The sequence below is a fragment of the Nocardiopsis listeri genome, assembly GCF_020741345.1.
GTDB lineage: Bacteria > Actinomycetota > Actinomycetes > Streptosporangiales > Streptosporangiaceae > Nocardiopsis > Nocardiopsis listeri_A.
Genome location: NZ_DYZD01000044.1, coordinates 19,813 through 32,858, shown reverse-complemented (window position 1 = coordinate 32,858; position 13,046 = coordinate 19,813). Strand labels below are relative to the sequence as shown.

Genomic DNA, 13,046 nt, shown 5'->3' with positions numbered 1-13,046 from the left:
CGGCCTGACGCAGCACCGCCGTGCGCCCCCACCCCTTGGGGAGCTCGGGCAGCCTGCCCTGGTGGCGTAGTCGGTCGCGTAGGTCCAGCAGCATCATCTCGCCGCTGAGCCCCTGCACCCCGAGGCGTTCTCGCAGCCCGGACAACAGGTACGAGAGCACGGCGGTCACCCCGATGGTGACCAGCAGACCCGGCCCCACCTGACCGAAGTCGAGCATGTAGGCCACGAACACCAGGACCGCGGCGACCACGCCCAGCAGGAACGCCAGGCTCTTGCGCTTGAGGAGCAGGCCGCCGGCGAGAACGGTGAGGATGGTGGAACTGGGCGGGAACCAACCGCTGGGGCCCCACACGGCTCCCACGCCGATCCCCACGGCCAGGGTCACCAGGGTGATGAGGACGAGCCGGTACCGGAACAGCACCTTGCGCCGGAGCACCGCGACGAGCCGCTGCGCGGTCGAGCGCAACAGCCGGGTGGTCTTGGCGGTCGGTGTGGAGTTCATGGGTCCTCGTGGTCGGCGCGCCCGCTTCGCTCGCGGGGGTTACTCCTGGTCGTCGTACGGCGCACCGCCGCGGCCGGGGTCGCGTCGGGGCGGATCTCGCGTCGGCGGGCCGGGGGCTCGTGGGGGATCACCCGAAAGGAGTGGCGGTCGCCCGGGAGGCGACACCATCGCACCGCGGATGGCTCTGGCCCGCCGCTGTGCACGAACTGTAGCGCTTGGGGTGCCGAAGTGGCACGTGCATCCGGGGCCGATCCGCCCCACTATCCCGGGTTTGGGGTCCGCCTAAACCCGTGGGGCCACACCCTCCGTCGGGCCACGACGCACCTGGTCACGCGCCGGGATCCCATACCCGCCCCCGATGTGGGCGTCGGTCCCCGGAAACCGCCGTCCTGATCCCCGGCGGCACGGTGCGTCCCGCCATGGAAACACGAGGGGCCCCCGCGGTGGGCGGGGGCCCGATCGGGCCGCTCGTGGCGGGCCGTCGACGGGTGTCAGGGAAGCGGGGGCAGTTCGCCGGTCCGCTCGTAATCGCCGAGCATCGCGATGCGGCGGGTGTGCCGCTCCTCGTCGCTGTAGGGGGTCTGCAGGAAGAGTTCCACGAATCGGGTGGCCTCCTCCAGGGAGTGCATCCGCCCACCGATACCGAGCACGTTCGCGTCGTTGTGCTCGCGCGCCAGCTTGGCGGTGTCCTCGCTCCAGGCCAGGGCCGCACGAACGCCCTCGACCTTGTTGGCGGCGATCTGCTCGCCGTTGCCGGAGCCACCGATGACGATTCCCAGGGAACCCGGGTCCTTCGCCACGCCCTCGGCGGCGCGCAGGACGAACGGTGGGTAGTCGTCCACCGCGTCGTAGACGACCGGTCCGGCGTCCACGACCTCGTGGCCCTGCTCCTTCAGCCAGGAGACGAGGTGTTCTTTGAGCTCGAAGCCCGCATGATCTGATCCAAGGTAAACACGCACGTCACCAGTGTGACAGCTTCCACGCACGAAAAACGCCGCGCCCCACCCGTGAACGTATCGGGTGGGGCGCGGCGGAACGTATGGGAGGCGTGCGCCTCGTCCGTGGGCCGCTCAGGCTCCGGCAGCGGCGGCGGCGACACTCAGACCGAGAACGGCGAAGCCCGCCATCGACAGAATGGCGATCACGTTGCTGATAAGGATCGACTTGAGGTCCTTGCTCAGAGGACTTGCCTTGGAGACCGCGGGCTTGTTGCTCAACTCACACCTCGTTTGGTTTCGACCGGGGATGCCCGATCCGGATCTTCCCACACCGCACAACGCACATCTCACCGGGGGTGATTCCCCGCGAACGTGGTCGCACGAGGTGACGCCTCCCACAGGCGTCCCGGCCGTGACGACCCCGGGTGCTACATCTGCACGGCCTTGACCTCGCAGAACTCCACCAGACCGGGCAGACCCCACTCACGGCCGTTGCCCGAGCGCTTGTAGCCGCCGAAGGGCGCGAGCGGGTTGAGGGCGCCGCCGTTGAGCTCGACCTGACCGGCGCGCAGCCTGCGGGCCACCTCCAGCCCCTGCTCGGAGTCGCCCGACCACATGGCCGCGCTGAGCCCGTAGACGGTGTCGTTGGCGATGCCGACCGCCTCCTCCACCGTGTCGTAGGGGATGAGCGCCAGGACGGGGCCGAAGATCTCCTCCTGGGCGATGCGCATGTCGTTGCGCACGTCCGCGAAGACCGTCGGTCGCACGAAGTAGCCCTTCTCGTGGCCTTCCACCGGCTCGGAACCGCCGGTGATCAGGCGGGCGCCCTCCTCCACGCCGAGGTCGATGTAGGAACGGACCTTCTCCAGCTGGGCTGCGGAGACCAACGGACCCAGGCGGGTGCCCTCATCGGTCGGGTCGCCCGGGGCGTACTTGGCAACGGACGAGGCGGCCAGTTCAACGGCCTCCTCGTAGGAGTCGCGGTGCACCAGCATGCGGGTGAGCGCGTTGCAGCTCTGCCCGGTGTTGCGCATGACGTCGGCGACGCCGCGCTTGACCGCCTGCACCAGGTCGGCGTCGGGCAGGATCACGTTGGGCGACTTGCCGCCCAGTTCCAGGGCGACCCGCTTGACCGTCTCGGCCGCCACCTGGGACACCCGGGTCCCGGCCCTGGTGGAGCCGGTGAAGGAGACCATGTCGACCTTCGGGTGCGCGGCGATCGCCTCGCCCACCACCGCACCCGTGCCGCTGACCAGGTTGAACACGCCGTCCGGGAGCCCGGCCTCCTCGAACACCTCGGTCAGGGCGTAGGCGCCCAGCGGGGCCACCTCGCTGGGCTTGAGCACCACGGTGTTGCCCGCCAGCAGGGCGGGGACCACCTTGAGGACGATCTGGTGCAGCGGGTAGTTCCACGGCGTGATGGCGCCGACCACGCCGATCGGTTCGTGCACCACCAGGGAGTTGCCGACCTTCTCACCGGTGAAGTAACGCTCCCCGTGCTGCTCCACCAGGTCGATGTAGGTGCTGAACATCAAGGAGGGGAGGCCGACCTGCACCTTGGTGGCGAAGCCGACGGGCGCGCCCATGTCCTCGGTCATGATCGCGGCGATGTCCTTCTGCCGCGCGGTGAACGACTCCAGGGCCTTGGTCAGGTGGGTGACGCGCTGCCCCGGCGTGAGCGCGGACCACCCTTCGAACGCGGTGGCCGCGGCCTCGACCGCGGCGTCGACATCTGCGGTGGTTCCGGCCGGAACGGTGTCGATGACCTGCTCGGTCGCAGGGTTGATCACGTCCAGGGACTCACCGGAGGTGGAATCGCGCCAGGCGCCATCGATGTAGAGGGATCGCATGACACCACCTTCGCAGAACGGGATTCGGGTTGGCCATACCCCCGACGGCGAACGGCCCGGTATCCGTGGTTTCACGGATACCGGGCCGGGTCGTTCCACGCTCAGGGGCGCGGGACCGACGGGTCAGCCCCAGTGCGGGGGCCGGTCGGCGATCAGTCTCGCCGTGGAGTCCTCCTCGGTGTCGCCCCATCCCTCGGCGCGCTCGTCGCCGGTGATGTCGGGCAGGATCTCCAGGTCGTCGAAGAAGTCGACGCGACGGTCGTCATCTGGCCCGGGCATGGGTTCCTCCAAGGTGGATCAGTCGAAGATGGGGGCGCGGGTACGGGTGCGCTTGAGCTCGAAGAACCCGTCGGTCCCGGCGACCAGACGCACGCCGTCCCACAGCCTTCCGGCCTCCTCTCCGCGCGGCGTCGGGGAGACGACCGGTCCGAAGAAGGAGACCCCCTCGACCTGAACGACGGGGGTACCGACGTCCTCGCCGACCAGCTTCATCGCCTCGGCGTGCGAGGCGCGCAGGGCCTCATCGTATTCGGTGGAGTCCGCGGCCTCCGCAAGGTCGACCGGCAGGTCGGCGTCGGCCAGCGCGGCGCGGATCGTCTCGATGGCCTGGGGCTCGCCCTGGTTGTGGAAACGAGTGCCCAGCGCCGTGTACAGGCGGTCCAGGACCTCGGCTCCCAAGCGCTGTTCGGCGGCGATGCACACGCGCACCGCGCCCCAAGAGCGCTCGACCCCCTTCTTGTACTCCTCGGGCAGGTCCCGTCCCTCGTTGAGGACGCCCAGGCTCATCACGTGCCAGCGCACCCGCACCGGTCGAACCTTCTCCACCTCCAACAGCCAGCGAGAGGTCATCCAGGCCCACGGGCACGCGGGGTCGAACCACATGTCGGCCCAGGCGACCTGATCGCCCTGCTGTTCGGGGGTCTGCGTCATTTTCCGGTACTCCTCGTCGAGTGGGTCGCGAACTTTCACCACCTAGATCCACAACCACACGTATCGGTTGCACATTCCGCACCCGCGCGTGGCAGGATCGAAGTCGATGGACGACCTCCGGCCCGACGAGGCCCGCCCCGGCTCATCCGCTGCTCGGTGGGCTCGCCGTGACCGGCAATGAGACTCCGGCCGGCGAAGACGGCGGCCGCGAAGGGAGCTTTGCGTGGCAGGGAACCTCACAAGGGACGAGGCCCGGGAGCGGGCGCGCATCCTCAGCGTCGACTCCTACGACGTGGAGCTGGACCTGACGACCGGGGGCGAGACCTTCCGGTCCACCACCACGGTGCGTTTCTCCTCCTCCGAACCGGGTGCCCGCACCTTCATCGACCTGGTCGCGCCCACGGTGCGAAAGGCCACCCTCAACGGCGTGGAGCTCGACGTGGCCGCGCTGTTCGACGGTGAGCGCTTGGCCCTGCCCGACGTCGCGGCCGACAACGAGCTGACCGTCGTCGCCGACGCCGCCTACATGCGCACCGGCGAGGGCCTGCACCGCTTCGTCGACCCGGTCGACGAAGCCGTGTACCTGTACTCACAGTTCGAGACCGCCGACGCGCACCGCATGTTCACGTGCTTCGACCAGCCCGACCTGAAGGGCACGTTCGAGCTGACCGTGTTCGCGCCGCCGTCCTGGGAGGTCGTCTCCAACAGCGCTCCCGACGTCGAGCGCGAGGAGGCCGGGGACGAGCGCGTGCGCTGGCACTTCCCCGCCACTCCGGTGATGTCCACCTACATCACGGCGCTCATCGCGGGCCCCTACCACGTGGTCCGCGACGAGCACGACGGCATCCCGCTGGGCCTGTACTGCCGCGCGTCCCTGGCCGAGCACCTGGACTCCGACGCCCTGTTCGAGGTCACCAAGCAGGGCTTCGACTTCTTCCACGGCCTGTTCGACGTACGCTACGCCTTCGGCAAGTACGACCAGCTGTTCGTGCCGGAGTTCAACGCCGGGGCCATGGAGAACGCCGGCGCCGTCACCTTCCTGGAGGACTACGTCTTCCGATCCCGGGTCACCGACGCCCGCTACGAGCGTCGCGCCGAGACCATCCTGCACGAGATGGCGCACATGTGGTTCGGTGACCTGGTCACCATGCGCTGGTGGGACGACCTGTGGCTGAACGAGTCCTTCGCGACCTACGCCAGCGTCTACTGCCAGGCCAACGCCACCAAGTGGACCGACGCGTGGACCACCTTCGCCAACGTCGAGAAGGCGTGGGCGCTGCGCCAGGACCAGCTGCCCTCCACCCACCCGATCGCCGCCGACATGGTCGACATCCAGGCGGTCGAGGTCAACTTCGACGGCATCACCTACGCCAAGGGCGCCTCGGTGCTCAAGCAGCTCGCGGCGTACGTGGGCGTGGACTCCTTCTTCGCGGGCGTTCGCGCCTACTTCAAGGAGAACGCGTTCGGCAACACCGAGCTGAAGGACCTCTTCAAGCACCTGGAGGCCGCTTCGGGTCGGGACCTGTCCGGTTGGTCCCGCGAGTGGCTGGAGACCACGGGCGTCAACACCATGCGCCCGGAATTCGAGGTGAACGCCGACGGGAACTTCACGTCCTTCGCGATCCTGCAGGAGTCCCCCGCCGAGCACCCGACCCTGCGCTCGCACCGTCTGGCCGTCGGCCTGTACGACCGCACCGAGAACGGCATCGTGCGTCGTGAGCGCGTGGAGCTGGACGTGAGCGGCGAGCGCACCGAGGTGCCCGAGCTGGTCGGCAAGGCCCGTCCCGACCTGGTGTTGATCAACGACGACGACCTCACCTTCACCAAGATCCGCCTGGACGAGCGTTCCCTGCGCACCGTGGTGGAGGGCGTCGGCGAGATCCGCGAGTCCCTTCCCCGTGCCCTGGCCTTCGGCGCCGCCTGGGACATGACCCGCGACGGTGAGATGGCCGCCCGCGACTACGTCGAGCTGGTCATCTCCGGCATCAGCGGTGTGAGCGACGTCATGGTCGCCCAGACCCTGCTGCGACAGGCCGCGGGCGCCATCGTCAACTACGCCGACCCGGCCTGGCGCCCCGTCGGCTTCGAGAAGCTGGGGACCCGCCTGCGCGAGCTGCTGTCCTCCGCCGAGCCCGGCGGCGACCTGCAGCTGGCCTACGTCAACGCGCTCGCGTCGGTGGCGGTCACCGAGGCCGACCTGTCGCTGCTGCGCGGGCTGTTGGACGGCGCGCTCACCGTGGACGGGCTGACCGTCGACACCGACCTGCGCTGGACCCTGCTGCACCGTCTGGTCGCCGCGGGTGAGGCGGGCGAGACCGAGATCGCCGCCGAGCTGAAGGCCGACCCCACCGCCGCGGGTCAGCGCAACGCCGCCGGTGCCCGGGCCGCCGTGCCCACCTCGGAGGCCAAGGAGGCCGCCTGGGAGCGGATCGTCGGTGGCGACCTGGCCAACGCCGAGTTCCGATCGGTGTTGCTGGGCTTCACCGAGCCGCTGCAGTCGGACCTGTACCGCCCCTTCCTGGACCGGTACTTCGCGCAGTTGGCCCCGGCCTGGGACAAGTGGACCGGTGAGTTCGCCCAGACCTTCGCCGAGGTCGCCTATCCGAGCCACCTGGTCGAGGAGGGGACGCTGGAGCGCACGGACGCCTACATCGCCGAGCACTCCCCCGCCCCCGCGCTACGCCGACTGCTGATCGAGGGCAAGGCCGGTGTGGAGCGCGCCCTGCGCGCCCGCGCCACGGACATCGCCGCCGGTCAGGTCTGACGCCGGGTCGAACACACGACGGCCCCGGAAAGGATCTTCCTCCTTCCGGGGCCGGAGTCCTTCCGGACCGGGGCCTTTCGAGGGCGGGCTACAGGATGCGCCCGGGCCCGGCCAGTGGACCCAGGGTGCGCCGGATCCGGCCCACCGTTCGCGGGTCGGCGAGCAACTCGTCCACCAGCACCGGTTCGCCCTCGCCGCTGGTCAGTGGAATCCGCCAGTTGGGGTACTCGGTGCTGGTGCCCGGCTGGTTCTGCATGCGCCGCTCCCCCACCACGTCGGTGAGCGCCACCCCGAGCAGGCGGGCCGGGGTCGCCTCCAGGTAGGCGTGCATGGCCGCGACCACCGCCGCCGGGTCGGCCAGCGGGTCGACGTCGGCCTCCAGGAACCCCAGTTCCACGAGCGTCTCGCGCCACCGACCCACGCGTTCCTCGGAGTCCGCCCGCTCCTCGTCCACGGGACGGTCGAGCAGGCCCAGGCGATCGCGTAGCTCCACGTGTTCGGCCGACAGGAACGACGCCACCGGCGGCAGGTCGTGGGTGGCGACGGTGGCCAGGCAGTCGGTACGCCAACGGTCCGGGGTGCGCGGTCGCCCCTGTTCGTCGTTCTCGAACCACAACACCGAGGTGCCGAAGATCCCCCGGTCCGACAGGTGCTCGCGCACCCACGGCTCCACGGTGCCCAGGTCCTCGCCGATGATGACCGCGTCCGCCTCGCGCGCGGCCAGGGCCAGGACGCCCACCATGCCCTCGTGGTCGTACTCGAGGTAGGTGCCCTGGTCGGCGGAGGCCCCCTCCGGTACGCACCACAGCCGGAAAAGACCCATCACGTGGTCCATCCGCAGGCCGCCCGCGTGCCGCAGGTTGTACGTGAGGATCTGGTGCAGCGGCCCGTAGCCCTGACGGGCCAGGGCCGTGGGATGCCAGGGCGGCTGCCCCCAGTCCTGTCCGAGGCGGTTGAACTCGTCCGGAGGCGCGCCCACGTGCAGTCCCCGCACCAGCGTGTCCTGGAACATCCAGGCGTCGGCGCCGCCGGCCTGCACCCCGATGGCCAGGTCGTGCACGATGCCCAGGCTCATCCCGGCGTTGAGGGACCCGTTCTGGGCGAGGGCGAGTTGCTCGTCGAGGATCCACTGCAGCCATCGGTGGAACTCCACCCGCGGCCAGCGGCGGAGCGCCTCCTTGCCGACCGTGAGGGCGCTGACGTCGCGCAGGTGCGCGGGCCAGGACCGGTGGTCGGAACCGTACTCCTCGGCCAACGCGGACCAGGTGGCGAACTCGACCAGCGACCGGCCCTCACCGTCCAGGTACCTGCGCAGTGCCTCCTCGCGGCCGGGCGCGCGCGGCACCTGGAAGAGGATCTCCAGGGCGGCCTTCTTGGCCTCCCAGACGGCGTCGCGGTCGAGGAGGTCGGCGGTACGTCCGCGTTCGCGCAACGGTCGGGCGAGGCGTTGGACGCCCTCGCGTTGGGCCGGATCGAGCCGCGCGTACTCTGGCACGTCCTCGATCCTGATGTAGAGCGGGCTCGCGTAGCGACGGCTCACCGGCAGGTACGGCGAGGGTTCGATGGGGGCCACCGGTTCGATGGCGTGCAGGGGGTTGATCAGGGTGAAGTCGGCGCCAAGGTCCCGGGCGCTCCAGTCCGCGAGTTCGGTGAGGTCGCGCAGGTCTCCGGTACCCCACGAGGCGCGTGAACGCACGCTGTAGACCTGGGCCATCAGTCCCCACAGCCGCGGGTTTCGACGCAGCACGGTGGGTTCGATCCGGTCGGGGACCACCAGCAGCGGAGCGGCGTGATCGGTGCCGTTGTCGGTGACCCGCAGGGTGTGCACGCCCAGTGGCAGGCCCGGATCGAAGGGCAGCAGCGCCCCGTCCGCGGTCTCCACGACGCCGCGCGCACCGTCGGGCAGCACCAGGTCGGGTGCCTTGCCCTCACGGAGCACGACCGCCGGCGGCAACGGCCCTCTCTGCGGCCCCGGACCGGGATCGGTCGGATCCACCCCCATCGCCGCCAGGACATGACGGATCGTGTCGAGACCGACGGGCACCCGTCGTCCCCGCCAGTCCTCGTACGTGGTCGCGATCCCGTACTGCTCGGCCACCCGGGCCAGCTGAACGTCCCTCACAGAAACCGATCATGCCCCACCAGGGCGTGTGTACACCGGAGGTCGCCCCGGCGTGGGAGCGAAAGGTGGTCGTCGGTTCCGTGACCCGGTCGGAACGTGACCCGGACTTTTCGGCGACTTTCCGGTACGAACGGTGCTCTCCACCGCACGGTCCGTTCGTTCCGTCGCGGCCCTTCCCGGCCGACTGCATAATCGGAAGCGTGCTCGCCAACTACCGACGGCTCTTCGCCGTGCCCCACGTCATGTCCCTGCTCGCGTGGTCCCTCATCGCGCGGTTCCACACCCCGGGGCTGATGATCGCGGTCACCTTCCTGGTGCAGGGATGGACCGGCTCCTACACCTTGGCGGGTCTGGTCGCGGGGTCGTTCACCCTGGGCATGGCGTTGGTGGGGCCACTGCGAGGGCGCATGGCGGACCGTGGCGGCGGTGACCGACTGGTGCTGGTGTGCGGTGTGGTGTTCACCGTGGGATTGACGACCTTGGCGTTGCTGCCCGCGTCGCTGTGGTGGCTGTCGATTCCGTTGGCGTTGGGGACCGGCCTGTTCGGCACTCCGGCCAACCAGATCGTGCGCGCGTTGTGGCCGCGCTTGACCCGGGGGCCCGAGCGCCAGGCCATCTACGCGGCCGAGGCCACCACCCAGGAGCTGTTGTTCGTCTTCTCGCCGATCCTCACCGCCGCCGTGGTGGCGATGGCCGGCCCCCGCTACGCCCTGTTGATGTTGGGTCTGCTGGGGCTGGCGGGTGCGGTGGGATTCGCTTTGGCACTGCGGCGTGCCGGGGTCACCGGTCCGGCGTCGGTCGAGCACGCGACGTCCGACGGGCCCGGAACCGACGAGACCACCGCTGCGCGGAAGGTACGGCGGCGGAGTCTGCTGGCGTCCCCCGCCCTGTGCCTGGTCTTCGTGATGTGCCTGCTCATCGTCTCGGGAGTGGTGGGCATGGACCTGGTCATCGTGGCGTGGGCCAACGAGCTGAACGCGCCTCAGTACGTGATGGTGCTGGCCTCTGTGTGGGCGTTGGGATCGTTGGTGGGCGGTGCCGTCGCCGGCGGTCTGAAGGGCGCGCCGCGCCTGCCACTGCGGGCGTTCGGCGCCGCGGCCGGCATCGCGCTCCTGGTTCCGTTCGTGCCTCCCATCAACCACCTGCCCACGCCCCTGCTCATCACCCCGCTGCTGTTCGTGTCCGGGCTCGCGCTGGCTCCGACGCTGGCCGCGGTGATGGGGCGGTTGGGCGACACCGCGCCCTCGCACCGGCGGGCGGAGGCGTTCGGGTGGATGGCCACGGCCATGAGCACGGGTGGTGCCGTGGCCGGGCCGCTGACCGGAGCACTGGTGGACTCGAACGGCATCGCCGGCGGGGTGCTGGGCGCGGTCGGTCTGGTGACGCTGGCCGCGGTGCTCACCCTGTTCCTGCGCCGCCCTCCGGTCGGGGAGGAAGGCTCTCCGGTGGAGGAGGCCCCGGTCGACCGTCCCGAGGTCGGTCCTCCCAGCCCGGCGGGAAACGGTGCGCCCACGGACGAGCCCTCTCCAGCTGGGCCGACAGGGACAGCAGGGTCCCCTCTGCGCCCATGCGACCCGTGAACATCACACCGATCGGCAGCCCCCGTTCGGACCAGTGCAGCGGCACGCTCACCGACGGCTGTCCGCTCACGTTGTAGACCGAGGTGAACGGCGTGAACTCCGTCATCCGTCGGAACTCCGCCTCGGGTCCGTCACCGGTGAAGTGACCGACGGGGACCGGGGGCGCGGCCAGGGTCGGGCTCAGGACCGCGTCGTAGGGCTCGGTGGCGGCCAGCAATGAACGTACGCCGCGTTGGAGTCGGGCCCAGGCGGCGACGAGGTCGGGGGCGGAGGCGGCCCTGGCGCGTTCGCGCAGCCAACGGTTGATGGAGGTGAGTTCGTCCTCGCGGGCGGGGTCCACCGGGGTGGTCGCGCTCATCGCCTCCCACAGGTACTGGAAGTCGTCGGCGTAGGCACCGGCGAAGTGGACGTCGACGGGGGCCTCGATCTCCTCCACCTCGTGTCCCAGGTCCACGAGGAGTCCGGTCGTCTCCTCGTAGGCGGCCAGTACCTCGGGGTGGACGGGGATACCGGTGGAGCCGGTGTCGGCGTAGCGGCCGATCCTCAGCCGCCCCGGTTCACGCCGGGTGTGGCCGGCGAAGGTCTCGCCGGGCGCCAGGGGCGGGGCGGCGTAGGCGTCGCCGGGGTGATCGACGGTCATGACGTCCAAGAGCAGGGCCGCGTCCAGGACGGTGCGGGTGATCGGCCCGGAGGTGGACAGTCCGAACAGGTCCACCCGGTCGGGGCCGCCGGAGATCCGACCCCGGGTGGGTTTGAGTCCGAACAGTCCGCAGACCGAGGCGGGGACGCGGATCGATCCACCGCCGTCACTCCCTTGCGCCGCCGGGGCGAGTCCGGCGGCCACCGCGGCCGCGGCGCCCCCGCTGGAGCCGCCCGCCGACAGCCGGGTGTCCCAAGGGTTACGGGTGGGCGGGGCGATGTCGTTCTCGGTGTAGCAGGTCGACCCGAACTCGGGGGTGTTGGTCTTGCCGAGGAACACCGCGCCGGCCTCGCGGAGTCGCGCGACCACCGCGGAGTCTGTGGGGGCGGTGAGGCCCGAGTACAGACGTGAGCCGAAGGTGACGGGTGCGCCGGCCAGGAGGTCCAGGTCCTTGACGGGCAGGGGGACCCCCAACAGGGGCGGCAGAGTGGCCGGCGTGTCGGAGACGACCCGCTTCTCCGCATTCCGGGCCTGTTCCAGCGCGCTTTCTTCAAGGACCGAAACATAGGCGCCAGAACGTTCGTCGAACCTGCGAATCCGCGCCAGATAGTACTCAGTGATCTCAACAGGCGACAGCTCACGACTGCGGACCAGCGCCACGAGCCGATGAAGGGGAAGTTCACGTATTCGGGTCATACCGCCAGAGATTAACGGGGTAAGGCAACGGGCACCACGCGAATGAGGCCTGGCTTCTCTAGAGAGACGACGAAAAGGTAATCCTTCCCCACTTTCAACATCCGAACACGTACGGATGCAAGGGTGCAAGGTAAGAAAAGTGTGAGAAGTAATGCACTAGGACTCGGATATGGATGGAACTAACCTGTCCGTCGTGGAATCGGCAACCAGAGTGAACAGTCGCAACTCATCGTCCGGAGGGTCCGAACCCGAAGGACACAACGCCCTCTTCTTTCCCAATCAACGCAAGACCGACGGGATCGGCGGCAAGGCCCTGTACGGGGCCCTCAAGTCCAACGACGCCCTCCGCCGGTGGATCATCCGGAGCTCGATCGCCGCGGTCGTCGCCGGCGGCATCGGCATGCTCACCGGGGACTGGCGGGTCGGCGTCACCTTCGGACTGGTCGCCCTGGTCTCCGTCATGGTGTGGAGCTCACGCCGGGAGTCCGAAATCCCGCGCTGGCGCAAGCCCTCGGCGGCACAGCGTCGTACCGAGGCCCAGCTCAAGGTCATGAAGCAGCTCGGCTACCGCGTCCTGCACGCGCGCGCGGTGCCCGGCGGCAACGGCCAGATCGACCACTTCATCGTCGGTCGCCGCGGTGCCTTCGCCATCGACTCCGAGTCCTGGGACAAGCGCCTCCCGCTGCGCAACAAGCTGGAGAAGCTGTACCACGGTCGGTTCAGCAAGAACGAACGGATCGACGAGGCCCTGGAAGAGGCCGAGCGCGCGGCGGAGCTCGTCGGCAAGGAGCTCGGCCGCGAGATCAAGGTCCGCGCCTCACTGGCCATCTACGGTCCCGGCATGCCCTGGGACAGCCACCGCCTGCGCGGAGTGGACATCATCACCGGCACCAAGGTCCGCAAGTGGCTGCGCACCGGCCGCGACCGGCTCAGCGAATCCGAGATCGAGGAGATCTACCAGGCTGCGAAGAAGGCTCTACCACCCCGCTACTGACCCCGTTCCCCCGTCGCCGCTCGGCCCGGA

The 13,046-nt window shown here is 69.8% G+C and carries 9 protein-coding genes and 2 pseudogenes; 3 read left to right on the top strand and 8 right to left on the bottom strand.

Annotated elements, in window-relative coordinates:
* The 6 genes and pseudogenes from K8V84_RS02535 to K8V84_RS02510 form a co-directional block, all read right to left on the bottom strand.
* Positions 1 to 502, bottom strand: a pseudogene (locus K8V84_RS02535) (serine/threonine-protein phosphatase); the annotation flags it as partial.
* A gap of 491 nt (positions 503 to 993) precedes the next feature.
* Complete coding sequence (locus tag K8V84_RS02530) at positions 994 to 1,461, bottom strand: ribose-5-phosphate isomerase (protein ID WP_304069802.1); 468 nt, start codon at positions 1,459 to 1,461, stop codon at positions 994 to 996.
* 111 nt (positions 1,462 to 1,572) lie between these two features.
* On the bottom strand, positions 1,573 to 1,719 hold the full coding sequence (locus K8V84_RS02525) for a hypothetical protein (protein ID WP_304069800.1): 147 nt from the start codon (positions 1,717 to 1,719) through the stop codon (positions 1,573 to 1,575).
* A 149-nt stretch (positions 1,720 to 1,868) separates the two neighbouring features.
* A complete protein-coding gene (locus K8V84_RS02520; protein WP_304069798.1) occupies positions 1,869 to 3,290 on the bottom strand; it encodes an aldehyde dehydrogenase family protein in 1,422 nt (473 codons plus the stop codon).
* 123 nt (positions 3,291 to 3,413) lie between these two features.
* A complete protein-coding gene (locus K8V84_RS02515) occupies positions 3,414 to 3,569 on the bottom strand; it encodes a hypothetical protein (protein WP_200816045.1) in 156 nt (51 codons plus the stop codon).
* A gap of 18 nt (positions 3,570 to 3,587) precedes the next feature.
* Complete coding sequence (locus K8V84_RS02510; protein WP_304069792.1) at positions 3,588 to 4,220, bottom strand: DsbA family protein; 633 nt, start codon at positions 4,218 to 4,220, stop codon at positions 3,588 to 3,590.
* Positions 4,221 to 4,443: 223 nt separating this feature from the next.
* Between K8V84_RS02510 and pepN the strand changes: the two genes are divergently transcribed.
* Positions 4,444 to 6,984, top strand: a complete 2,541-nt coding sequence (pepN, locus tag K8V84_RS02505) for an aminopeptidase N (protein ID WP_304069790.1) — start codon at positions 4,444 to 4,446, stop codon at positions 6,982 to 6,984.
* A gap of 88 nt (positions 6,985 to 7,072) precedes the next feature.
* Here pepN and malQ read toward each other — a convergent pair whose 3' ends face one another.
* The gene (gene malQ / locus K8V84_RS02500) at positions 7,073 to 9,106 is read right to left on the bottom strand and encodes a 4-alpha-glucanotransferase (protein ID WP_304069789.1); all 2,034 of its coding nucleotides are present in this window, start codon (positions 9,104 to 9,106) and stop codon (positions 7,073 to 7,075) included.
* A 200-nt stretch (positions 9,107 to 9,306) separates the two neighbouring features.
* Here malQ and K8V84_RS02495 point away from each other — a divergent pair, with 200 nt between their 5' ends.
* Positions 9,307 to 10,686 (top strand): MFS transporter, encoded by a 1,380-nt coding sequence (locus tag K8V84_RS02495; RefSeq protein WP_369696594.1) that lies wholly within the window; start codon positions 9,307 to 9,309, stop codon positions 10,684 to 10,686.
* Here the strand turns inward: K8V84_RS02495 and K8V84_RS02490 are convergent.
* Positions 10,595 to 12,022 (bottom strand): annotated as a pseudogene (locus tag K8V84_RS02490) (amidase); the annotation flags it as partial. The gene K8V84_RS02495 and the pseudogene K8V84_RS02490 overlap by 92 nt on opposite strands.
* A gap of 211 nt (positions 12,023 to 12,233) precedes the next feature.
* On the opposite strand from K8V84_RS02490, the gene K8V84_RS02485 reads away from it, so the two are divergent.
* Complete coding sequence (locus K8V84_RS02485; protein WP_304069808.1) at positions 12,234 to 13,016, top strand: nuclease-related domain-containing protein; 783 nt, start codon at positions 12,234 to 12,236, stop codon at positions 13,014 to 13,016.
* The last annotated feature ends 30 nt before the right edge of the window (positions 13,017 to 13,046 follow it).

What these genes read in the sequence shown, in the direction of transcription:
- K8V84_RS02510 (WP_304069792.1), bottom strand. Translation starts at nt 4,220, where the DNA reads ATGACGCAGACCCCCGAACAGCAGGGCGATCAGGTCGCCTGGGCCGAC.
- K8V84_RS02515 (WP_200816045.1), bottom strand. Translation starts at nt 3,569, where the DNA reads ATGCCCGGGCCAGATGACGACCGTCGCGTCGACTTCTTCGACGACCTG.
- K8V84_RS02520 (WP_304069798.1), bottom strand. Translation starts at nt 3,290, where the DNA reads ATGCGATCCCTCTACATCGATGGCGCCTGGCGCGATTCCACCTCCGGT.